Origin of the sequence: Actinomadura macrotermitis (genome assembly GCF_009604375.1) — a bacterium.
In the GTDB taxonomy this organism is placed as follows: Bacteria; Actinomycetota; Actinomycetes; order Streptosporangiales; family Streptosporangiaceae; genus Spirillospora; species Spirillospora macrotermitis.
In genome coordinates this window covers 192,582-214,045 of sequence record NZ_WEGH01000003.1, presented here as the reverse complement: position 1 = coordinate 214,045, position 21,464 = coordinate 192,582, and the positions used below count along the sequence as shown (strand labels likewise).

The following is a 21,464-nucleotide window of genomic DNA, read 5'->3' as shown; positions in this document are numbered from 1 at the left end:
AAGGTTGCCGCAGGTAAGCATCGATCTGCGCTCAGGAGGCTCATCTTGTCCCAGGACACCCCCCAGCGAGTGGACTTCTGGTTCGACCCCCTCTGCCCGTGGGCCTGGATCACCTCGCGGTGGATCCACGAGGTCGGGCAGCACCGGGCGCTCGACGTGCACTGGCACGTGATGAGCCTGTCGGTCCTCAACGAGGACAAGGACGTCCCGGAGAACTACCGCAAGATGATCAAGGAGGGCTGGGGGCCGGTGCGCATCTGCATCGCCGCCGAGCAGAAGTACGGCCCCGAGGTGCTCGGCCGCCTCTACACCGAGATCGGCACCCGCCGCCACCACGACAGGGCCGAGTTCGGCCCGGAGATGTACCGGGAGGCGCTCACCGCCGCCGGCCTGGACCCCGACCTCGCGGCCGCCGCCGACTCCACCGACTACGACGAGGCCGTGCGCGCCTCGCACAAGGACGGCATCGACCGCGTCGGCGAAGAGGTCGGCACCCCGGTCATCGAGGTGGAGGGCTCGGCGTTCTTCGGCCCGGTCATCACCCCGATCCCGCGCGGCGACCAGGCCCTGAAGCTGTTCGACGGCGTCGTCGCGGCGGCGTCGGTGGACGGCTTCTTCGAGCTCAAGCGCACCCGCACCCGCGACCCGATCTTCACCTGATCGGCCCGGCGGCGGGCCGGGGCTAATTGCGACTGGCTTGCAAGTGCGTGTTGGGTGCCGTCACACTGGGGTGACCGATGTGAGCAGCTAGGACGGTGGACGACGTGCACGTGCCGGACGGATTCATCGACGCCCCGGTGTCGATCGCGGCGGGGGCGGTGGCCGTCGCCGGGGTGGCGGTGGCGCTGCGCGGGGCGCGGCGGGAGCTGGACGACCGGACGGCGCCGCTCGCCGGCCTCACCGCCGCGTTCGTGTTCGCCGCGCAGATGCTGAACTTCCCGGTCGCCTCCGGGACGAGCGGGCATCTGCTCGGCGGCGCGCTCGCGGCGATCCTGGTCGGGCCCTACACGGGCGTGCTGTGCGTCGCGGTGGTGCTGCTCGTGCAGGCGCTGCTGTTCGCCGACGGCGGCATCACCGCGCTCGGGGTGAACATCATCACCATGGCGCTGGTCACCGTCGTGGTGGGCTACGGGGTGTTCCGGCTGCTGCTGCGGGTGCTGCCGAAGACGCGCGCCTCGGCCACGGCGGCCGCGTTCGGCGGCGCCGTCGTCTCGGTGCCCTGCTCGGCGCTGGTGTTCACGCTGATCTACGCGGCCGGCGGCACCGCCGACGTGTCGGTGGGCAAGGTCGCCGCCGCGATGGTCGGCGTGCACGTGCTGATCGGCATCGGCGAGGCGCTGATCACCGCGGTGACGGTGTCCAGCGTGCTGGCCGTCCGGCCGGACCTGGTGTACGGCGCCCGCGGCATGGTCAAGGCCCTGGAACTGCACGACGAGCCGGTGAGGGTGTGACATGAGGACCAAGCGTTTCTTCGCCGTCTTCCTGCTGGTCTCGCTGGTGCTGGCGGGGTTCGTCAGCTACTACGCGAGCAGCAGTCCCGACGGCCTGGAGAAGGTCGCGGCGGACAAGGGCATCGACGCCCACGCCAAGGACCACTCGATGAAGGACTCGCCGCTCGCCGACTACGGCATCAAGGGCATCGGCGACGCGCGGCTTTCGGGCGGGCTGTCCGGTGCGATCGGTGTCGGTGTGGTGCTGCTGATCGGCGGGGGCCTGTTCTGGGTCGTGCGCCGTCGCGGTCCTGAGCGGGACTCCTAGGTGGGCGCTGGGCACGCCCACCGGCTCTACGTGCCGGGCGCGTCGGTGGTGCACCGGCTGCCGCCGCAGTGCAAGCTCGTCGCGGTGCTGGCGTTCGTGCTGCTGGTGGTGGCCACTCCCCGCGAACGGTTCTGGGCGTTCGGCGCCTACGCGGCGCTGCTCGCCGTCGTCGTCGTGGCGGCCCGGCTGAACCCGCTGATGGTGCTGCGGCGGATCGTGATCGAGCTGCCGTTCGTGGCGTTCGCGTTCCTGATGCCGTTCGTCGCCGAGGGGGAGAAGGTCGCCGTTCTCGGCGTGCACCTCAGCCAGAGCGGTCTGTGGGGCGCCTGGAACATCCTGGCCAAGGGCACCCTCGGCGTCGTCGCCTCCATCCTGCTGGCCGCCACGACCGAGCCGCGGCTGCTGCTGCTCGGCGTCGAGCGGCTGCGGATGCCGCAGCTGATCACCCAGATCGCCGCGTTCATGCTGCGCTACGGCGACGTGGTGACGGCCGAGCTGAACCGGATGAAGGTGGCCCGCGCCGCGCGCGGCTTCGAGGCCCGCGACATCCGCGCCACCGGCGTGCTCGCCCGGTCGGTCGGCGCGCTGTTCCTGCGCTCCTACGAGCGCGGCGAGCGGGTGCACCTGGCGATGGTCAGCCGGGGCTACGACGGCCGGATGCCGGTCTTGCACGAGGTCGGCGCGACCACCGCGCAGTGGACGGCCGCCGCCGCGCTGCCGCTCGCGGCGGCCCTGGTCACCGCTGCTGCTTGGATGATGCCGTGATCGAGACCACCGGGAACCCTTCGCTCGAGGTCAGCGGCCTCGCCTACGCCTATCCCGACGGCACCCAGGCCCTGTACGGCGTGAACGCCGTCATCGGCAAGGGGGAGCGGGTCGCGCTGCTCGGCCCGAACGGAGCCGGCAAGACGACCCTCGTGCTGCACCTGAACGGCATCCTGCACGGCGGCCTCGGCACCGTGCGCGTCGGCGGCCTGGCGGTGGACCCCAAGGACAAGAAGGCGCTGCGCGAGGTGCGGCGCCGCGTCGGCATCGTCTTCCAGGACCCCGACGACCAGCTGTTCATGCCGACCGTGCGCGAGGACGTCGCGTTCGGCCCGGCCAACCTCGGCCTGCGCGGCGCCGAGCTGGAGCGCCGGGTCGCCGACGCGCTGGAGCGCGTCGGCATGCTGCACGTGGCCGACCGGCCGCCGCAGCACCTCAGCTTCGGGCAGCGCCGCCGGGTCGCGGTCGCGACCGTGCTGGCGATGGAGCCGGAGATCCTGGTGCTGGACGAGCCGTCGTCCAACCTGGACCCGGCCAGCCGGCGCGAGCTCGCCGAGATCCTGCTCGGCCTGGAGGTGACCGTGCTGATGGTCACCCACGACCTGCCGTACGCGGCCGAGCTGTGCCCGCGCTCGCTGATCCTGTCCGGCGGGGTGATCGCCGCCGACGCGCCGACCCTGGAGCTGCTGGCCGACGACGCGCTGCTGCGCGAGCACCGGCTGGAGCTGCCGTTCGGGTTCGACCCGGTGGCCGCCGCCCGCGCCCGCTGACCAGGACTTTCCCCGCCCTTTCTGGGATTGCGCTTGCGACCCGCCCGCCCCGGGTGAAGACTGCCGTACCTGATAGTGGCAATGGTTTTCATATCCGAATCGGGGGCATTCGTGAAAATCGCGTTCGTGGGCAAGGGCGGCAGCGGCAAGACCACCCTGTCCTCGCTGTTCGTCCGGCACCTGGCCGCGCGGGGGCTGCCGGTGGTGGCCGTCGACGCCGACATCAACCAGCACCTCGGCGTCGCCCTCGGGCTGGAGGAGGACCGCGCCGCCAAGGTCCCCGCGCTGGGCGACCACCTGCTGGAGATCAAGGAGTGGCTGCGCGGCGCCAACCCGCGCATCGCCTCCGCCCAGTCCATGGTGAAGACCACCCCGCCGGGGCAGGGCTCGCGGCTGCTGCGGCCGCGCGGCGACGACCCGGTGCACGCCCTCGCCCAGGACGTCGACGGCGTCACCCTGCTCGCCACCGGCCCGTTCAACGACGAGGACCTCGGCGTCGCCTGCTACCACTCCAAGACCGGCGCGGTGGAGCTCTACCTCAACCACCTGGTGGACGGCCCCGGCGAGTACGTCGTCGTCGACATGACCGCGGGCGCTGACACCTTCGCCTCCGGGCTGTTCACCCGGTTCGACCTGATGTTCCTGGTCGCCGAGCCGACCCGCAAGGGCGTCGGCGTGTACCGCCAGTACACCGACTACGCCCGCGACTACGACGTGGCCATCGCCGTCGTCGGCAACAAGGTGCAGAGCGAGGACGACGTCGCCTACCTGCGCGAGCACGTCGGCGGCGACCTGCTCACCTGGGTCGGCCAGTCCGCCGCCGTGCGCGCCGCCGAGCAGGGCCGCCAGGGCGCCCGCCTGGAGGAGGCCAACGCCGCGGCGCTGGACCGGATGCTGGCGGCGGTGGACGCCCGCCCGAAGGACTGGGACAAGTACCAGCGCCAGGCGGTGGAGTTCCACGTCAAGAACGCGCGCAGCTGGGCCAACCGCGCGACCGGCGAGGACCTGGAGCGGCAGGTCGACCCCGGCTTCCGCTTCCCGGTGGCCTGAACCGGCCTTCCCGGCCGGTTCGCGCTCCATTACCCTGCCCCGCATGACGCTGCGGCGAGTGCTCGGAATCGGTATCGGCACGGCGGTCCCACTGGTACTGCTCGCGCTGCTGTTCGGCAACCAGTGGCTCGCCGACGCGGTCATGCGCAGCGACCTCGGTTACCGCAGCTCCTTCCGGGTGCCGCTGAACTGGCTGGAGTTCCCCGCGTGGCGGATCACTCCGGGCTACGCCAGACCCGGCGTTCCGACGCTGCTGGCGGTGGACTTCTGCCTCGTGCTGTTCATCGCCGCGGCCGGGCTGCTCGCGGCGCTCGGCGCCCGGGCGCTGGACGCCCGCAACGGCGTGTTCGGCGCGCTGACGACCGCCTGGTGGGCGACGATCGTGGCGGGCGGCGCGGTCGGCCTGCTGCGCGGCCTGCTGCTGAAGACGATCGCGGGCGAGCACTACCCGTCCTCGCTGAGCGTGTCGCTGGTGTGGAACCACGCCGCGCAGGGGCTCGGCTTCGGCTTCCTGCTCGGCTGGGCCGCCGGGTCCGGCGCGCTGATCGCCTACATGGTGACCCGGCCCCGCGATGGCGCCGCGCCGGGCGCGCCGGCGCCGGCCGGGACGGTGCCCGGGCAGCTGCCGGCCCACCACCCCGCCGCCGTCCCGTACGTGCCGCCCGCCCAGGCCGTCGCGCCGGCGGCGGCCTGGGGCGCCGCGCCGCCGCCCGGCCCGGCGCCGGTGCCGACGCCCGAGCCGATACCGGAACCGGCGCCCGCGTCGGCCGCCGAGCCGGCCGCCGAACCGGCGCCCGAGCCGGCCGCTGAGCCGGCGCCCGAGCCGGAGCCCGCGCCGGAGCCCGCGCCGGAGCCCGCGCCGGAGCCCGCGCCGGAGCCCGGATCCGAGCCCGCTCCGGAAGCCGGGGCCGAGACCGGGCCGGAGCCCGAGACCCAGGTCGACGAGCCTGGGCGCAAGGACGGCAAGGCCCACGGCGAGGGGACGCTGCCGCCGCCGAGGTGACCCCGCGGACGGGCGGTCCCGCGCACCTGCGAGAATCAGCGCATGCGCGTGTTTCTTGGATGCGACCATGCCGGCTTCGAGCTGAAGGAGCACCTGGTCTCCTGGCTGAAGGCGAACGGTCACGAGCCCGTCGACTGCGGCGCCTTCGTCTATGACGGCGTCGACGACTACCCGCCGTTCGTGCTGCGCGCGGCCGAGCGCACCGTGGCCGAGCCCGGCAGCCTCGGCATCGTCATCGGCGGCTCGGGCAACGGCGAGGCGATCGCGGCGAACAAGATCAAGGGCGCCCGGGCCGCGCTGGTGTTCAGCGAGGACACCGCGGTGCTGGCCCGCGAGCACAACGACGCCAACATCATCAGCCTCGGCGCCCGCCAGTACGACACCGAGACCGCGACGCGCTACGTCGAGCTGTTCCTGAACACCGCCTACTCCAAGGAGCCGCGGCACACCCGCCGCATCCGGATGCTGAGCGCGTACGAGCAGACCGGCGAGCTGCCGCCGCTGCCGCGCGAGAGCTGACCGGCGGGTTCTAGGCCTCGGGCTTCGGGGCGCTGCGCTTGCCGAGGCGGCGGCGCTCGTTCTTGGCCGCCCTGCTGCGCCGCCCGGCCTCGGCGCCCTTGGCCGGGACGGGCGGCGGCTCCGGCTCGCCGTCCGGTCTCGGGCGTGACACATCGCGCGCCCGCATCGCCGCGTCCACCGTGATCCGCATTCCCGGCTGGCCCATGCCCCCCATTGGACACCACGGCGGGCCCGGAGGGAATGGCGTCCCGGTGCCTTCTTGGACCGTTGCAACGGCCGGCCCTGGCGCGGAACCCGGCCGGGCGGGGCGGTTGCTCGGTACAGTGCGTGAGTCATGCTGCAACGACTCGTCCATCTGCTGCCGCTGAGGGTCCGCGTGTTCCTGCGCCGGATCCCGGCCCTGGTCGCCCTCTACGGGTGGCTGCGGCGCGGCGGGCTGAGCCGCGACCGCTACGTGTTCGCCGGGCTGGCGGTGCTGACGGTCGCCCTCGGCCTGGTCGCCCCCGAGTCGCGGGCGTGGGCGCCGTCGGGCGCCATCGTGCTGACGGTGGTCGGCGGCGGCCTGCTGCTGCGGGTGCGCGCGCTCTGCGTGCTGCTCGGCGTGGTCGCGGTGATGGTCGCCTACAACGCCTGGCACGACACCGACGCGGTCGGCCCCGGCATGATCGCCACGCTGGCCGTCACGGCGCTGCTGGCGATCACGCTCGCCCGCACCCGCCAGCAGCTCGGCGTGCAGGGGCTGCGCGGCGACTCGATGCTGCTGGAGCTGCGCGACCGGCTGCGCCGCCAGGGGCAGCTGCCCGACCTGCCGGCCGGCTGGGACGCGCAGGTGGTGATGCTGCAGGCGGGCGGGTCCTCGTTCGGCGGCGACTTCGTGGTCTCGGTCTGCGACGGCGACACGCTGGAGGTCGCGCTGGTCGACGTGTCGGGCAAGGGGGTGGACGCCGGCACCCGCGCGCTGATGCTGTCGGGCGCCTTCGGCGGCCTGCTTGGATCGCTCCAAACCGACCTTTTCCTGCCCGCCTGCAACCGCTACCTGCACCGGCAGCGCTGGGACGAGGGCTTCGTCACCGCCGTGCACGTGGTGGTCGACCTGCGCTCGGGCGCGTACACGGTGGAGTCGGCCGGCCATCCGCCGGCGGTGCAGTTCGACGCCGGCACCGGCAAGTGGCAGGTCAGCGCGGCCCAGGGCGTCGTGCTCGGCGTGGTGAAGGAGATGGAGTGCACGCCGGAGCGGGGCGTGCTGCTCCCCGGCGACGCGCTGCTGCTGTACACCGACGGGCTGGTGGAGTCGCCGGGCCGTGATCTGGACGAGGGCATCGACGGGCTGCTCGGCGAGGCCGAACGGCTCGTCCCGCACGGGTTCCGCAAGGGCGCCAAGGAGCTGGTCGAGACGATGGCCGCCGCCCGCGACGACGACTGCGCGCTCGTGCTGATCTGGCGCACCTGACGCGGCTAACCGCGCTTGCCCTGCTTCTTTTCCTTCTTGTCCTTCTTGGGCTTCTTGTGGTCCTGGTGCCCGCCCTTGTGCTCCTCCTTCTTCTTCTGCTCGCCCTTCCGCTTGCCGTGATCGGCGGGCGGCCTGGAGCCGGGGGCGGGAGCGTCCCCGCGGACCGCGGCGGGCCGCGCGGCGTGCCGCCCGACAGGCTCGGCTACGGGCTTGGCCGGCGCGGCGGGGGCGGGCTCCTGCCGGGGCGGCAGGACGGCGGCGCCGGCCGTCCCCGCGGTGCCGCCCTCGTCGCCGGTCAGCCCGAGGAGCAGGCCGCTCGCCAGGACCGTCGCGGCGGCGACGCCGGCCCCGGCGGCCAGCCGTGCCCGCAGCGTCGTCCCGGCCCCGGCGCGCCGGAGCAGGCCGAGGGCCTGGGTCTCGGGTCCCTCGGTGCCGGAGGGGGACGCGGGCAGGTCCGGCTCGACCGCGCCCGGGTCGGTCTGGTTGACCAGGGAGAGCAGCAGCGCGGACGCGGTGGGCCGCTCGGCCGGGTCCTTGGACAGCGCCGCCCGGACCGCCGGCAGCAGCGATTCCGGCAGCCCGGACAGGTCGGGCTCCTCGCCCATCACCCGCAGCGCGACGGCCGAGGCGGCGCCGGCGCCGAACGGCAGCCGCCCGGTCCCGGCGTAGGCGACCAGGCAGCCCCAGCCGAACATGTCGGCGGCGGGCGAGGCGGCGCCGCCGGCGATCACCTCCGGCGGCATCCAGCCGGGCGTGCCGAGCACCGAGCCGGTGGTGGTCATCGTGCCGGGGGAGCCCTGGGTGCGGGCGATGCCGAAGTCGATCACCCGGCAGCCCGACAGCGTCAGCATGACGTTGGCGGGCTTGAGGTCGTGGTGCACCAGGCCGGCGGCGTGGATCGCGGCGAGCGCGGACGCCACGCTCACCGCCACGCCGTGCAGCTCGGCGGCCGGGAGCGGGCCGCTCTGGTCGATCCGGTTCTGCAGCGACATGCCGCCGACGTACTCGCTGACGATGTAGGGGCGGTCCTCCTCGTCGCCGTGCGCGACGACCCGCGCGGTGCAGAACGAGGCGACGCGCCCGGCCAGCACCGCCTCGTCGCGGAACCGCTCCCGGAAGGCGGCGTTCCCGGCCAGGTGCGGATGGATGGTCTTCACCGCCACCCGCTCGCCCGAGTCGGGGTCGCGGCCGAGGAAGACGGTGCCCATGCCGCCGGCGCCGATCCGGCCGAGCAGCGGGTAGCCGCCCACCTGCTCGGGGTCGGTGCTCTCCAGCGGGCGCAGATCTGTGGTCTGGTGGCGATTCATGGCGTTCCTGTTCACCCCTCCGTGAAGCTCAGGCGCCCCCCTTCCCGTTCGATGGCGAAATATGGTTCCTGACTTGGTCTTTCTTGCCGGAAACGTGAACGTCACCTTGATGTAGCCCCCCGTGCACATGGTCAGGGCAGAGTAAGGACCAGTTCGGCGATCGGTTCCGGGCCCTCGTGACCCTCCTCGGCACGGGCCCGCGGCGGTCGGCGGCACCGAAGGCGATGCCCGCGCGGACGGCACCCCAGGGGTGGGAGGCGCCGTCCGCGCGGGCATCGGCCGATCGGTTCTCTATAAAACCTGTTGACTTAGTAGGGAATGTTCGCTTGAATATCCCCGTGGGTTCCTCCCGGCTCGACCGGCCCCCTCGGTCGCCCGCCGGGCGGGGCCGGTCAGGTCTCCCTCGCCGTTCGGGGCGCTCTTACGGCGGGGGCCGCGCGGTGACCGGGGCGGCGACGGCACGGCCCGTCCCGGTCACCGGCGATCTTTTCCGCCCCGCCGCGAGCGGCGCCGGAGGGTTCTGCCGATTCGCCGCCCTATGTTTCGCTTTGCAATGGGCAGGTAACAACCAGCTCTAGTGATCGTTCACCCCCCAGCGATGGAACGCACGGTTCCGTGCCACGCCGAACCGGGGGGAGGGCGCCGCAATGACGGGTCGCACGGTGCGCTGGCCCCCCTCGCGCTGGTCGCTCGGCGCCCGGGTGACCGCGGCCGCCACCGTCATCGCCGGGCTCCTCATGGTGGCCGGCGTGCTCGGCCTCTACGCGACGCTCATCTGGGCGGTGGACGAGCGGCTCGCGACCCACGGCGGCCAGGCGGTGCAGCGGCTCATCACCGACACCGAACGGTCCGGCGGGCATCCGCGGCTCGTCCCCGCCGGGGACGGCTTCTCCCTGCTGCAGGTCGTGGACGAGCAGGGCCGGGTGGTGGCCGCCAGCGACACGATGGAGCACCGCCCGCCGCTGCTCGCCCGGCGGCCCGCGGCCCACGACGAGCGGATCACCGAGATCACCTACCGGCCCGGCTTCAGCGCGAAGCTGTACGTGATCGGCGCCTGGGCGCACACGCCGCAGGGCTGGCGGGTGGTGTACGCGGGGGCGCCGATGCCCGTCGCCAAGGAGACCAAGACCTACTTCGTCATCGCGCTGGTGCTGATGGTGCCGGTGACGACCGTCCTGATCGCGTGGACGGTGTGGCACGCCGTGCAGCGGGCGCTGCGGCCGGTCCGGCGGATGCGCGCCGAGCTGGCCGAGATCACCGGCGGGGAGCAGCACCGCCGGGTCACCGTGCCCGACAGCGACGACGAGGTCGCCGGGCTCGCCGAGTCGGTGAACGTGACGCTGCGCCGGCTGGAGGCCGTCGTCGAGCGGTACCGGGTGTTCGTCGCCGACATCTCGCACGAGCTGCGCAGCCCGCTGACGGCGCTGCGGATCCAGCTGGAGCTGGCCCTGGAGCACCCCGCGGACGAGGACTGGCCGGCCGTCGCGCGCGCCGCGCTGAACGACGCCGACCGGCTGCAGCGGCTGGTCGGCGACCTGCTGATCATGGCCCGGCTGGACGCGGGGGTGCCGATCGAGCGCGAGCCGGTGGACCTCGGCGAGCTGGCCCGGGCCGAGATCGCCCGGCGCGGCCGGCGCGTCCCGGTCAAGGTGGAGACGGTCGACGGCGCGGTGGTCTCGGCCAACCCCGCGCATCTGGAGCAGATCCTGACGAACCTGCTGGACAACGCCGAACGGCACACCCGCACCCACGTCGCGGTGAGGATCTCGGTCGTGGACGGGCAGGCGGTGCTGACGGTCACCGACGACGGATCGGGCATCCCGCCCGAGGACCGCGAGCTGGTCTTCAAGCGGTTCCAGCGGCTCGCCGAGGGCCGCAAGCGCGACCGCGGCGGCAGCGGCCTCGGCCTGCCGATCTCCCGGGACCTGGCCACCGCGCACGGCGGCACGCTGGTCGCCGAGGACAGCCCGCAGGGCGCCCGGCTGGTGCTGCGGCTGCCGCTGCTGGAGCGGGCCTGCGACGAGCGGCGGACCGGCTGAGGCCTGCCAGGATGGGCCCGTGACGAATCGGGCGGGAGCGCGCGGCCTGCTGGACCGCGTCGTGACGGACTGGCGGTCCTGGGACGAGGCGCCGATCGAGGTGGCCGCGCCGGGCTCGCCGTACGCGGCCGAGCTGGCGGCGGCCCGCGCGCGCAGCGGCTGCGACGAGGCCGTGATCACCGGCGAGGGGCTGCTGCGCGGCCGCCGGGTCGCCTGCGTGGTGTCGGAGTTCGGCTTCCTGGCGGGCTCGATCGGCCTGGCCACCGCCGAGCGGATCGTCGCGGCGGTCGAGCGCGCCACGGCCGGGGGGCTGCCGCTGCTGGCCGCGCCGTCCTCGGGCGGGACCCGGATGCAGGAGGGCACCGCGGCGTTCGCGCAGATGGCGCGGATCACCGCCGCCGTCGCCCGGCACCGCGCGGCGGGCCTGCCCTACCTGGTCTACCTGCGGCATCCGACGACCGGCGGGGTGTTCGCGTCGTGGGGGTCGCTCGGGCACCTGACGGCCGCCGAGCCCGGCGCGCTGATCGGGTTCCTCGGGCCGCGCGTCTACCAGGGCCTGTACGGGGAGCCGTTCCCCGAGGGCGTCCAGGTGGCGGAGAACCTGGCGGCCAAGGGGCTGGTGGACGCCGTCGTCGGCGTCGACGACCTCGCCGGGGTCGCCGCCAGGGCACTGGACGTCATCTGCGACCCGCCCGCGTTCCAGGAGCCCGCGCCCGCCCCGCCGGTCGAAGCGCCCGCGTCGGCCTGGGACTCCATCGAGCGGTCCCGCCGCGCGGACCGCCCGGGCGTCCGCGAACTGCTCCGCCACGGCGCCACCCAGGTGACGCCCCTGTCGGGCACCGGCCAGGGCGAGGCCGACCCGGGCCTGCTGCTCGCGCTCGCCCGGTTCGGCTCGGCGTCGTGCGTCGTCGTCGGGCAGGACCGGCGCAGCCAGCGCACCGGCCACCCGCTCGGCCCGGCCGGGCTGCGGGTCGCGCGCCGGGGCATGGGCCTGGCCGCCGAGCTCGGCCTGCCGCTGGTCACCGTCGTGGACACGCCGGGCGCGGTGCTGTCGGCCGAGGCCGAGGAGGGCGGCCTCGCCGGGGAGATCGCGCGCTGCCTGGCCGACCTGCTCACCCTGGCCGCGCCGACCGTCTGCCTGCTGCTCGGCGAGGGCACCGGCGGCGCCGCGCTCGCGCTGCTGCCGTCCGACCGGGTGCTGTGCGCCCGGCACGGCTGGCTGTCGCCGCTGCCGCCCGAGGGCGCCTCAGTCATCGTGCACCGCACGCCGGACCGGGCGGCCGAGATGGCCGCGGCGCAGGGCGTCGGCGCGGCCGACCTGCTGCGCGGCGGCATCGTGGACGAACTCGTCGACGAGCGCCCCGACGCCGCCGACGAGCCCGCGGAGTTCTGCACCCGCGCGGCGGCGGCGGTGGAACGCGCGGTACGGGCCGTCATCGACCACCCTGGAAACCGCTGGCACCGCTACAGCGCCCTCGGCCCCCGCTGACCTGGTTGGATCGGTACCAAAGATCATCAGGAGGGCTCGCATGCCGGTTGTTCTGCAGGTGCCGCAGTGGCAGGGGTCATCGTCGCCGGACGCCCGGCGGCTGCGCGAGGGCGCGGAACGCCTGGCCGCCCTCATCCCGGACGCGCGGTACGCCCGCCCGGACGTCTCCGACTCGCCCGGCACCCCGGACGCGGGCGTGCGCGCCGCCGACGTCCTGGCCGCCAACCTGCGGGCCGTCCGCGCGGCCCTCGCCGAGTCCGGCGCGCGGGTGACGGTGGGCGGGGACTGCGGCGTCGAGCTGGCCCCGGTCGAGGCGGCGCTCCAACGGCACGGCGACCGCCTCGCCGTCGTCTGGTTCGACGCGCACGGCGACCTGAACACCCCGGACTCCTCGCCGTCCGGGGCCTTCCACGGGATGGTGCTGCGCACCCTGCTCGGCGAGGGCCCGGCCGCCCTCGCCCCGGCGCGCACGCTCGCGCCGCACCAGGTCGTCCTCGCCGGCGTCCGCGCGCTGGACCCGGGCGAGAGCGCCTACGTCGAGCGCGCCGGCATCCGCCATCTCGGCGCGGCCGGCCTCGCGGAGCTGCCGGACGCGATCGACGCCGGGGCCGTGTACGTCCACATCGACCTGGACGTCATGGACCCCGGCGCGTTCGCCTCGGTCGGCTTCCCCGAGCCCGGCGGCGTGGCCCCGGCCGCCCTGGCCGCCGCGGTCAACGCCCTCGCCGCCCGCTTCGAGATCGCCGGGCTCGGCGTGACCGAGTACCAGCCCGCCCGCCCGCAGGACCAGGAGGTCCTGGCGACCCTGGTCGCGTCCCTGGACCTCTGGTGAACCGTCACAGGCCGTACAGGCCGGCCAGGATCTCGTAGGAGCGCAGGCGGTCGGCGTGGTCGAAGGTCATCGTGGTGACCATGACCTCGTCGACGGCGGTGCGCTCGATCAGCTCGTCCAGCTTGCGGCGGACGGTGTCGGGACCGCCGATGACCTGGTCGTCGAGACGGGACTGGATGAGCTGCCGCTCCAGGTCGCTGTAGGGGTGCGCGGCGGTCTCCTGCGGCGTCGGGAGCTTGCCGGGGCGGCCCTGGCGCAGCCGCAGGAACGACAGCGCCTGCGGGGCGGCCAGTTCCCGGGCCTGCTCGTCGGTCTCGGCGGCGGTCACCGAGACGCCGATCATCGAGTACGGCTCGGGCATCTCGGGCGTCGGGCGGAACGAGTCGCGGTAGAGCCGCAGCGCGGGCAGGGTGTTCTCGGCGCTGAAGTGGTGCGCGAACGCGAACGGCAGGCCGAGCAGGCCCGCCAGGCGGGCGCTGTAGCCGCTGGAGCCGAGCAGCCACACCGGCACGCCGTTCCCGGCGGCGGGGGTGACGGTGCTCTTGTCCTCGAAGTAGCCGCGCAGCTCGGCGACCTGCTCGGGGAAGTCGTCGACCGACAGCGCGTCCGCGGAGCGGCGCAGCGCCCGCGCGGTCGCCTGGTCGGTGCCGGGCGCGCGGCCGAGGCCGAGGTCGATGCGGTCCGGGTGCAGGGCCTGCAGCGTGCCGAACTGCTCGGCCACCACCATCGGCGCGTGGTTGGGCAGCATGATCCCGCCGGAGCCGATCCGCATGCGCGTCGTCGCCGCGGCGACCTGGCCGATGAGCACGGCCGTCGCCGAGCTGGCGATGCCGGGCATCGTGTGGTGCTCGGCCAGCCAGTACCGGTGGTAGCCGAGCCGTTCGGTGTGCCGGGCCAGCCCGAGGGTGTCGTGCAGCGCCTGCGCGGAGGTGGAGCCTTCGGCCACGGGCGCCAGATCGAGGACGGAGAGAGGAACGCTCATTATCGTCCCAACCCGCGGGACGGCCGTCCTCTTCCGTCAGGCGCGCAGCGCGGCGGTGATACCGGCCACCACGGCCGCGGGGGCGAGCGGCAGCACGGTGAGGCTCAGCCACGACCACAGGACGAGCCGGCGCGCCCCGTCCGGGTCCTGGGGGAAGCGCTCCTCGGCGCGGGTGTACAGCAGCGCGCCGAGGACGAGCAGCGGGAGAAAGACGATCATGGCCCACAGGCCGCAGAGGAACGCCAGGGCCTGCCCCCGGCGGGTGTACGAGCCGTCCGGGCCGATGCCGATACCGGGGCGGGGTGCCAGTTCGCTCATGCCACATCCGATCGCTCGAAAGTGATCTGGATCATATGCGGCATGGGCGCGCCCGGGAAGGCCCGGCCTTCCCGGGCGCGCCGTGCGTCCGTCAGCGCAGGTTCAGGCCGAGCAGGACGGGGTCGTGGTCGGAGGAGCGGTAGGCGTCCGGCTTGTACAGCGACGGCGGGTTGAACTCGGTGTTGTAGTCCGCGATCGTCGGCTCGTCGCTGTTGATGTGCCAGATCGTGGCGCCGGTGACGCGCCGCGACAGGCCCTTGCCCGCCAGCGCGTGGTCGAGCTCGCCGGACTGGCCGTCGAAGACGTAGCTGTAGCGGTCGCGCGCCGGGACGAACCGGGGCGTCTGCGCGACGAGCCCGGCCTTGGTGAGGACCTTCACCGGGTCCTCCTCGCCGTAGGCGTTCAGGTCGCCCAGCACGAGCGGGTTCTCCTCGCCGGCGGCCAGGTCGGCGATCGCCTTGGCCTGGGTGACGCGGCGCGCGTTCCAGCAGCCCTGGCCGTCGCCCTGGTCCTTGTCGGCGCCGGTCGCGCCGGTGCAGCCCTTGGACTTGAAGTGGTTCACCACCATGGTGAACTTGGCGCCGCCGGACTTGCGCTGGAACGTCTGCACCAGCGGCGGCCGCTCGAACACCGGCGCGCTGGACGAGCGCGCCGCGCCGACCGGCGTGACCTTCTTCGTCTTGTAGATCAGCGCGACGTGGATCTCGTCGGTGCCCGGGTTCGGGTGCCTGATCCAGGAGTAGGTGCCGGCGCCGACGGCGGCGTTCAGCCGGTCGACCAGCGTCTTGACGGCGGTGTCGCCGTTGTTCTCGACCTCCATCAGGCCGGCCACGTCGGCGTTCAGGCCCTTCAGCGCCGCGACGAGCTTGGTGAGCTGGCGCTCCTGCTCCTCGGCGGTGTCGGCGCCGCGCTTGTTCAGCGTGGTGAACCAGTTGAGGGTGTTGAAGCTCGCCACCCGCACGTCGCCACCGACGTTGCGGGGCTTCTTGGTGCGCGGGTTGGTGGGCGCGAACTTCGGGGCGCGGGTCGGCTGGAGACGGTAGCTGCCGAAGCCCTGGCTGAGGACGCCGGTGAGGCCGGTGGTGGTGTCGCCGATGCGCAGCAGCCGCGGCTCGGTGTAGGGGACCTTGGCCGGGTTCTGCACGGTGGAGGCGTCGTCGATGAGGAGCCGCCGGCTGTTGTTGGCGGCCTGCGCGGCGGCGTTGTCGCCGGGGTGCGGCCGGTCGGTCGGCTGGAACAGCCGCCCGCCCGCCGACACCGTCACCTCGCCGTACCGGCCGAGCTGGTAGGTCTCGGTCGCGGTGAGGCGCTGGGTGTAGCGCAGCAGGACGCCCTCGTAGGACTCGGCGGAGGTGCCCGCGGGCAGCGGCAGCCGGACGTTGGCGGGGGCGATGTCGCCGGTGCCGCACACGTCCACGGCGGTCACGGGCGACAGCTCGGTGAGGCCGCTGTACTCCACGGCCTTGCCGGTGACCAGGACGCGGTCACCGGGCTTGACCTCCTTGGTGGAGTAGACGAACAGCCCGTCGGAGGTCTTCGGGTCGCTGTCGGGGGTGGGGTCCTGGACGAAGAACCCCTTCAGCTGGTCGGTGCCCTGGTAGTCGCCGGTGACGACGCCCTCGACGCGAACGGTCTGCCCGTTCAGCGGGGTGGTGTCACCGGTGCCCTGGACCTGGGCGATCTGGTGGGTGGCCGGGGCGTCGCACGCGGCGGGGGCCGTGTCGGCGGCCGCCTGGCCTGCGGTGGTGCCGAGGCCGGCGGTCAGGACGGCCACGGCTGTTGCTACTGCGGATCGGCGCATGGGGGAGAGCGTAAAACGGACGGCGCGCCTAGCGCAGAACTATCGGTGAAGAAACGCCCAACTCGGCATTGACGGTGATGAGGAAACGCCGCCGCCCCTGAGGGGCGTCTCGTCCTCCAGGCGGAGGCGGCCGTCCGCATCTCCTCCGCAGGTCCGGTAGGGCACCTGCTAACTTTTCTTTGCATGTACGGGGACGACCTGCTGAAGGTGCTGTCCACGCTCGCCAACCCGCATCGGCTGCGGGTGCTGGCGGCGCTGGCCGGCGAGCGCGACTACGTGAGCCGGCTCGCCCGCGAGCTCGGCATCAGCCGCCCCCTGCTCCAGGTCCACCTGCGCAAGCTGGAGGCGGCCGGGCTCGTCCGCGGGCGGGCCGAGACCGCCCCGGACGGCAGGGTCGTGAAGTACTACGAGGTCGTCCCGTTCGCGATCGAACTGACGCCGCAGAGCATCGAGGCGGCGGTGCGCACGCTGAGCGCGCCCGAGGAGACGAAGGGACAGCGGTGATGGACGGCCACGAACTGGCGGAGGTGGTCGGCGCGTTCGGCCTCTTCGCCTTCATCACCACCGTGATCACGGTGATCATCATGCAGGTGGGCGCCACCCTGCGGGCCCGCGCCGCGCTCACCCGCGAGGACGGGTACCGGCGCCTCGCCGAGGACGGCGCCGCCGCGCAGCAGACCATCGCGCGGCGGCTCACCGACATGGAGAAGCGCATGGAATCGCTGGAGACCATCCTGCGGACGGTCGAATAGGAAACGGCTGGGCCGCCGAGCGGCAACTCGGCGGCCCAGCGAAGAAGCACCCACCCGCCCGAGGGCGGGCTCTCACAGACACTCCTTCGTCGAAAGGACAGCAGTTCATGCTGCCTGAAGGCAAGTCGGCCACACGCGTGGCCGAACCGCCCGTGCCGAGAAGACCCCTGACCGAGCGGATCGCGGGCTGGTCCGTCCGGCATCGCGCGCTCGCCATCACCGGCTGGTTCGCGCTCGCCGTCGTCGCGGTGCTGGCGAGCGCCGTGCTCGGCCTGGACTCCAAGAACAGCACCGACCCGGGGGAGTCGGGCCGCGCCGACCGCGTCCTGGACGCGCAGACCGCGTACCTGCCGCTCCAGGAGAACGTCCTTGTCCAGGCCCGGACGGGCGGCGCCCCTTTCACCGACCCTGCTCTACGCGCCGCGACCGAGGACCTGACCCGCACGCTGCGCGCGGCGCCCGGCGCCGTCACGGCCCTGCGTTCGCCCCTGGAACCGGGCAACGGCGACCTCGTGTCCAGGGACGGCCGGTCCGGGCTGGTCGATTTCCAGATCGCCGGGCCCCACGACGACTTCCGCGAGCACTACGCCGCCGCCGTGCGGGCCGTCGAGGACGCCGCGGCGCGGCACCCCGCCGTCCGGTTCGCGCAGGCGGGCGACAAGAGCCTGTCCGACGCGGTGAACGACGGCATCAAGGACGACATGCAGCGCGCCGAGTACTTCTCGCTGCCGCTCACCGTCGTCATACTGCTGCTGGTGTTCGGCTCGCTGGTCGCCGCGGGCATCCCGTTGCTGCTCGCGGTCACCACCATGCTCACCGCCTTCGGGCTGCTCCAGGTGGCCGCGCACTGGGTGCCGGTCAACAGCGCCACCTCCTCGGTCGTGCTGCTGGTCGGGATGGCCGTCGGCATCGACTACTCGCTGTTCTACCTGCGCCGCGAGCGCGAGGAGCGGGCCGCCGGACGCGGTGTCGCCGAGGCGCTCGGCGTCGCCGCCCGCACGTCCGGGCACGTCGTGGTCGTGTCCGGCCTGACCGTGATGCTGTGCCTGGCCGGGCTGCTGCTCACCGGCCTGGACAACTTCAAGGGGCTCACCGCCGGCACCGTCCTCGTCGTCGGCGTCGCCATGCTGGGCTCGGTCACGGTGCTGCCCGCGCTGCTCGCCGCGCTCGGCCACCGCGTCGACAAGGGCCGCGTCCCCGGGCTCGGCCGCCGCGGGGAGTCGCGGTTCTGGACGGCCGTGGCGCGGCGCGTCGTCCGCCGTCCGCTGCTGTGGGGCGGCCTCGCCGCCCTCCTCCTGGTGCTGCTGACGCTGCCCGCGTTCGGGATGCGGCTGCAGGACGCCGCCGTCACCGACAGCCTGCCCCGCACGGTCCCGGCCGTGGACGCCGCCGTCCGCGTGCAGCAGGCGTTCCCCGGCGCCGCCTCACCCGCCCGGGTCGTGCTGTGGGAGAAGCGGCCGGGCGCACTGGACGACCCGGCCGTGCGCGCCGCCGTCGACCGCCTGCACCCGGTCTCGACCGCCCGCGCCGGCCGCGTCCTGGTCGCCCGGGTCCGGCTCGCCGACTCCGGCACCGGGCCCGACGCCGAACGCTCCCTGCGCGGGCTGCGCGCCCGGATCGCCGTCCCGGACGGCGTCGGGCACGCCGTCGCGGGCAAGACCGCCTTCGCCCACGACTTCACCGAGGTCGTCAGGGACCGCTCGCCGCTGGTGTTCGGGTTCGTGCTGACGCTCGCCTTCGTGCTGCTGGCGGTCACCTTCCGCTCGCTGACGATCCCCCTGGTGTCGATCCTGCTCAACCTGCTGTCGCTCGGCGCCGCCTACGGCGTGCTGACCTGGGTGTTCCAGGACGGCCACCTGGAGTCGGCGCTCGGGTTCCGCTCCTACGGCGGCGTCGTCGGCTGGCTGCCGCTGTTCATGTTCGTCATCCTGTTCGGGCTGAGCATGGACTACCACGTCTTCATCCTCAGCCGGATCCGCGAGCGCCTCGCCGCCGGCGCCGCACCGGCCGACGCCGTCGTCGCCGGGGTCGGCACGAGCTCGGGCGTCGTCACCGGCGCCGCCGCCATCATGACGGCCGCGTTCAGCGTCTTCGTCGTCCTGTCGGCGATCGAGTACAAGATGATGGGCGTCGGCCTGGCCGTCGCGGTGCTGGTCGACGCCACCGTGGTGCGCGGCGTGCTGCTGCCCGCCGCCCTGGCCCTGCTCGGGAGACGCCCCCGCTGACCCTGCGTGAACGGATCGGTACTGTGGGGATCATGGAGACTGGTTCCGCCGATCCGTTCGTGCGGGTGCGCGGCGCCCGCGAGCACAACCTGCGCGACGTGGACCTGGCCGTCCCGCGCGACGCCCTGGTGGTCTTCACCGGGGTGTCGGGCTCGGGCAAGTCGTCCCTGGCGTTCGGCACCCTGTACGCCGAGGCGCAGCGCCGGTACATGGAGTCGGTCGCGCCCTACGCGCGGCGGCTGCTGCACCAGGCCGGGACGCCCCAGGTCGACCAGATCACCGGACTGCCGCCCGCCGTCGCCCTGGAGCAGCGCCGCTCGGTGCCGTCCGCGCGCTCCTCGGTCGGGACCGTCACCACCCTGTCCAACCTGCTGCGCATGCTGATGTCGCGGGCCGGCGACTACCCGCCCGGCGCCGAGCCGCTGTACTCCGACGCCTTCTCCCCCAACACCGCCATCGGCGCCTGCCCGAACTGCCACGGCCTCGGGGAGGTGCACGAGGTCACCGAGCAGACGCTGGTCCCCGACCCCTCGCTGAGCATCCGCGACGGCGCGATCGCGTCCTGGCCGGGCGCCTGGCACGGCAAGAACCTGCGCGACATCCTGGAGACCCTCGGCTACGACATCGACCGGCCCTGGCGGGAGCTGCCGCAGGAGCAGCGCGACTGGATCCTGTTCACCGACGAGCAGCCCGTCGTCACCGTCCACCCCGTCCGCTCCGCCGGCCAGGTCCAGCGCTCCTACCAGGGCACCTACGCCAGCGCCCGGCGGCTGGTGCTGCGCACCTACTCCGGTTCGGCGAGCGAGGGCCGCCGCCGGCGCATGGAACGGTTCCTGGTCACCTCGCCCTGCCCGGTCTGCCGGGGGCAGCGGCTGAACCTGGACGCGCTCGCGGTCACCTTCGCCGGGCTCAACATCGCCGGGCTCGCCGCGCTGCCCCTCACCGAGCTGGCGGACGTGCTGCGGCCGCATGCGACCGGCGACGACGCGGCCGCGGTGATCAGCCGCGACATCATCGCCCGCATCGACGACCTGGCCGAGCTCGGCCTCGGCTACCTCGGCGTCTCCCGCGCCGCCCCGACGCTGTCGGCGGGCGAGCTGCAGCGGCTCCGCCTGGCCACCCAGCTGCGCTCGGGCCTGTTCGGGGTGGTGTACATCCTGGACGAGCCGTCGGCCGGGCTGCACCCGGCCGACACCGAGTCGCTGGTGGCGGTGCTGGAGCGGATCAAGAAGGCCGGCAACAGCGTCTTCTTCGTGGAACACGACCTGGAGGTGGTGCACCGCGCTGACTGGATCGTCGACGTCGGGCCCGCCGCGGGCGTGCACGGCGGCCGGGTCCTGTACAGCGGGCCCGTCGAAGGGCTGCGCGAGGTCGCGGACTCGGTCACCGGCCGCTACCTGTTCGAGGGGGCCGGGCGGCCCGCGCGCGCGCCGCGCGCGCCGTCGGGTGTGCTGGAGCTGCGCGGCATCGACCGGCACAACCTGTGCGATCTGGACGTCGACGTGCCGCTCGGCGTCTTCACCGCCGTCACCGGGGTGTCCGGGTCGGGCAAGTCCAGCCTCGTCGACGCCATGGAGGACGCCGCCACCGGCCGCGTCGTGCGCGTCGACCAGCGGCCCATCGGCCGCACGCCCCGCTCCAACCTGGCCACCTACACCGGCCTGTTCGACACCGTCCGCAAGCTGTTCGCGGCGACCCCCGAGGCCAAGGAGCGCCGCTACGGCGCCGGCCGGTTCTCCTTCAACGTGCCCGGCGGGCGCTGCGAGAACTGCCAGGGCGAAGGGTACGTCTCGGTGGAGCTGCTGTTCCTGCCGAGCACCTACGCGCCCTGCCCGGTATGCCACGGCGCCCGCTACAACCCCGACACGCTGCGGATCCGCTACAACGGCGCCAATATCGCGGAGGTCCTGGACATGACCGTGGACGACGCCGCCGGGTTCCTGACCGACGTCCCCGCCGCCGCCCGCTCCTTGCGGACGCTGCGCGACGTCGGCCTCGGCTACCTGCGGCTCGGCCAGCCCGCGACCGAGCTGTCCGGCGGCGAGGCCCAGCGCGTCAAGCTCGCCGCCGAGCTCCAGCGCACCCGGCCCGCCGACACCCTCTACCTGCTGGACGAGCCCACCACCGGCCTGCACCCGGCCGACGCCGACCTGCTCATGGACCGGCTGCACGACCTGGTCGACGGCGGCGCCACCGTGGTCGTCGTGGAGCACGACATGGACGTGGTCGCCGCCGCCGACCACGTCGTCGACCTCGGGCCCGGCGGCGGCGACCGCGGCGGCCGGATCGTCGCGCAGGGCACCCCGGCCGAGGTCGCCGGGACCGCCGGCAGCATCACCGCGCCCTACCTGAAGGCCCGCCTGGACCGGCACCGACGGTAACCGGGAATGTCGGTGGCACGCGA

General features: G+C 73.8%; 21 protein-coding genes. 16 read left to right on the top strand and 5 right to left on the bottom strand.

The window, feature by feature from the left end; translation table 11 throughout:
• Positions 1 to 45 precede the first annotated feature (45 nt).
• The 8 genes from ACRB68_RS22135 to ACRB68_RS22100 all read left to right on the top strand — a co-directional run bounded on the left by ACRB68_RS22135 (position 46) and on the right by ACRB68_RS22100 (position 5,865).
• Entirely contained in the window at positions 46 to 660 is a 615-nt protein-coding gene (locus tag ACRB68_RS22135) for a mycothiol-dependent nitroreductase Rv2466c family protein (RefSeq protein WP_153535548.1), read from the top strand.
• Positions 661 to 755: 95 nt separating this feature from the next.
• Entirely contained in the window at positions 756 to 1,451 is a 696-nt protein-coding gene (locus ACRB68_RS22130; RefSeq protein ID WP_328594578.1) for an energy-coupling factor ABC transporter permease, read from the top strand.
• Between the two features lies 1 nt (position 1,452).
• Positions 1,453 to 1,758, top strand: a complete 306-nt coding sequence (locus ACRB68_RS22125; RefSeq protein WP_153535546.1) for a PDGLE domain-containing protein — start codon at positions 1,453 to 1,455, stop codon at positions 1,756 to 1,758.
• The gene (cbiQ, locus tag ACRB68_RS22120; RefSeq protein WP_328594577.1) at positions 1,759 to 2,523 is read left to right on the top strand and encodes a cobalt ECF transporter T component CbiQ; all 765 of its coding nucleotides are present in this window, start codon (positions 1,759 to 1,761) and stop codon (positions 2,521 to 2,523) included. It begins immediately after the preceding gene.
• The gene (locus tag ACRB68_RS22115) at positions 2,520 to 3,293 is read left to right on the top strand and encodes an energy-coupling factor ABC transporter ATP-binding protein (RefSeq protein WP_328594576.1); all 774 of its coding nucleotides are present in this window, start codon (positions 2,520 to 2,522) and stop codon (positions 3,291 to 3,293) included. Before cbiQ ends, ACRB68_RS22115 begins: the two co-directional genes overlap by 4 nt.
• 111 nt (positions 3,294 to 3,404) lie before the next feature.
• Positions 3,405 to 4,343, top strand: coding sequence for an ATP-binding protein (locus ACRB68_RS22110; RefSeq protein ID WP_328594575.1), 939 nt, complete (start codon positions 3,405 to 3,407; stop codon positions 4,341 to 4,343).
• A gap of 43 nt (positions 4,344 to 4,386) precedes the next feature.
• A complete protein-coding gene (locus tag ACRB68_RS40260) occupies positions 4,387 to 5,346 on the top strand; it encodes a hypothetical protein (RefSeq protein WP_194293410.1) in 960 nt (319 codons plus the stop codon).
• A 42-nt stretch (positions 5,347 to 5,388) separates the two neighbouring features.
• Positions 5,389 to 5,865 carry a ribose-5-phosphate isomerase gene (locus tag ACRB68_RS22100; protein WP_153535540.1) on the top strand — a complete coding sequence of 159 codons (477 nt, stop codon included), beginning with the start codon at positions 5,389 to 5,391 and terminating at the stop codon, positions 5,863 to 5,865.
• A 10-nt stretch (positions 5,866 to 5,875) separates the two neighbouring features.
• Here the strand turns inward: ACRB68_RS22100 and ACRB68_RS22095 are convergent, their stop codons facing one another.
• Positions 5,876 to 6,070 (bottom strand): hypothetical protein, encoded by a 195-nt coding sequence (locus ACRB68_RS22095; RefSeq protein WP_153535538.1) that lies wholly within the window; start codon positions 6,068 to 6,070, stop codon positions 5,876 to 5,878.
• Between the two features lie 129 nt (positions 6,071 to 6,199).
• Between ACRB68_RS22095 and ACRB68_RS22090 the strand changes: the two genes are divergently transcribed.
• On the top strand, positions 6,200 to 7,315 hold the full coding sequence (locus tag ACRB68_RS22090; RefSeq protein ID WP_153535536.1) for a PP2C family protein-serine/threonine phosphatase: 1,116 nt from the start codon (positions 6,200 to 6,202) through the stop codon (positions 7,313 to 7,315).
• Positions 7,316 to 7,320: 5 nt separating this feature from the next.
• Here the strand turns inward: ACRB68_RS22090 and ACRB68_RS22085 are convergent, their stop codons facing one another.
• Entirely contained in the window at positions 7,321 to 8,622 is a 1,302-nt protein-coding gene (locus ACRB68_RS22085; protein WP_194293409.1) for a serine/threonine-protein kinase, read from the bottom strand.
• Between the two features lie 647 nt (positions 8,623 to 9,269).
• Here ACRB68_RS22085 and ACRB68_RS22080 point away from each other — a divergent pair.
• The 3 genes from ACRB68_RS22080 to ACRB68_RS22070 are packed head-to-tail and all read left to right on the top strand — an operon-like array spanning position 9,270 to position 12,982.
• On the top strand, positions 9,270 to 10,661 hold the full coding sequence (locus tag ACRB68_RS22080) for a sensor histidine kinase (RefSeq protein WP_153535532.1): 1,392 nt from the start codon (positions 9,270 to 9,272) through the stop codon (positions 10,659 to 10,661).
• A 19-nt stretch (positions 10,662 to 10,680) separates the two neighbouring features.
• Entirely contained in the window at positions 10,681 to 12,150 is a 1,470-nt protein-coding gene (locus ACRB68_RS22075) for a carboxyl transferase domain-containing protein (RefSeq protein ID WP_328594574.1), read from the top strand.
• Positions 12,151 to 12,190: 40 nt separating this feature from the next.
• Positions 12,191 to 12,982, top strand: coding sequence for an arginase family protein (locus tag ACRB68_RS22070; protein WP_153535530.1), 792 nt, complete (start codon positions 12,191 to 12,193; stop codon positions 12,980 to 12,982).
• Between the two features lie 4 nt (positions 12,983 to 12,986).
• Here ACRB68_RS22070 and ACRB68_RS22065 read toward each other — a convergent pair whose 3' ends face one another.
• From ACRB68_RS22065 to ACRB68_RS22055, 3 genes are all read right to left on the bottom strand, one after another.
• The gene (locus ACRB68_RS22065) at positions 12,987 to 13,964 is read right to left on the bottom strand and encodes an LLM class flavin-dependent oxidoreductase (protein ID WP_153535528.1); all 978 of its coding nucleotides are present in this window, start codon (positions 13,962 to 13,964) and stop codon (positions 12,987 to 12,989) included.
• A gap of 36 nt (positions 13,965 to 14,000) precedes the next feature.
• A complete protein-coding gene (locus tag ACRB68_RS22060; RefSeq protein WP_153535526.1) occupies positions 14,001 to 14,282 on the bottom strand; it encodes a hypothetical protein in 282 nt (93 codons plus the stop codon).
• 91 nt (positions 14,283 to 14,373) lie between these two features.
• Positions 14,374 to 16,083 carry an ExeM/NucH family extracellular endonuclease gene (locus ACRB68_RS22055; RefSeq protein ID WP_153535524.1) on the bottom strand — a complete coding sequence of 570 codons (1,710 nt, stop codon included), beginning with the start codon at positions 16,081 to 16,083 and terminating at the stop codon, positions 14,374 to 14,376.
• 183 nt (positions 16,084 to 16,266) lie between these two features.
• On the opposite strand from ACRB68_RS22055, the gene ACRB68_RS22050 reads away from it, so the two are divergent.
• The 4 genes from ACRB68_RS22050 (at position 16,267) to ACRB68_RS22035 (ending at position 21,441) form a co-directional block, all read left to right on the top strand.
• Positions 16,267 to 16,587: an ArsR/SmtB family transcription factor gene (locus ACRB68_RS22050; RefSeq protein ID WP_153535522.1), complete on the top strand. Its 321-nt coding sequence runs from the start codon at positions 16,267 to 16,269 to the stop codon at positions 16,585 to 16,587.
• Positions 16,587 to 16,835 carry a hypothetical protein gene (locus tag ACRB68_RS22045; protein WP_153535520.1) on the top strand — a complete coding sequence of 83 codons (249 nt, stop codon included), beginning with the start codon at positions 16,587 to 16,589 and terminating at the stop codon, positions 16,833 to 16,835. The genes ACRB68_RS22050 and ACRB68_RS22045 overlap by 1 nt, the downstream gene beginning before the upstream one ends.
• Positions 16,836 to 16,942: 107 nt before the next feature.
• Positions 16,943 to 19,060: an MMPL family transporter gene (locus tag ACRB68_RS22040; RefSeq protein WP_153535517.1), complete on the top strand. Its 2,118-nt coding sequence runs from the start codon at positions 16,943 to 16,945 to the stop codon at positions 19,058 to 19,060.
• Positions 19,061 to 19,092: 32 nt separating this feature from the next.
• Complete coding sequence (locus tag ACRB68_RS22035; RefSeq protein ID WP_153535516.1) at positions 19,093 to 21,441, top strand: ATP-binding cassette domain-containing protein; 2,349 nt, start codon at positions 19,093 to 19,095, stop codon at positions 21,439 to 21,441.
• Positions 21,442 to 21,464 lie beyond the last annotated feature (23 nt).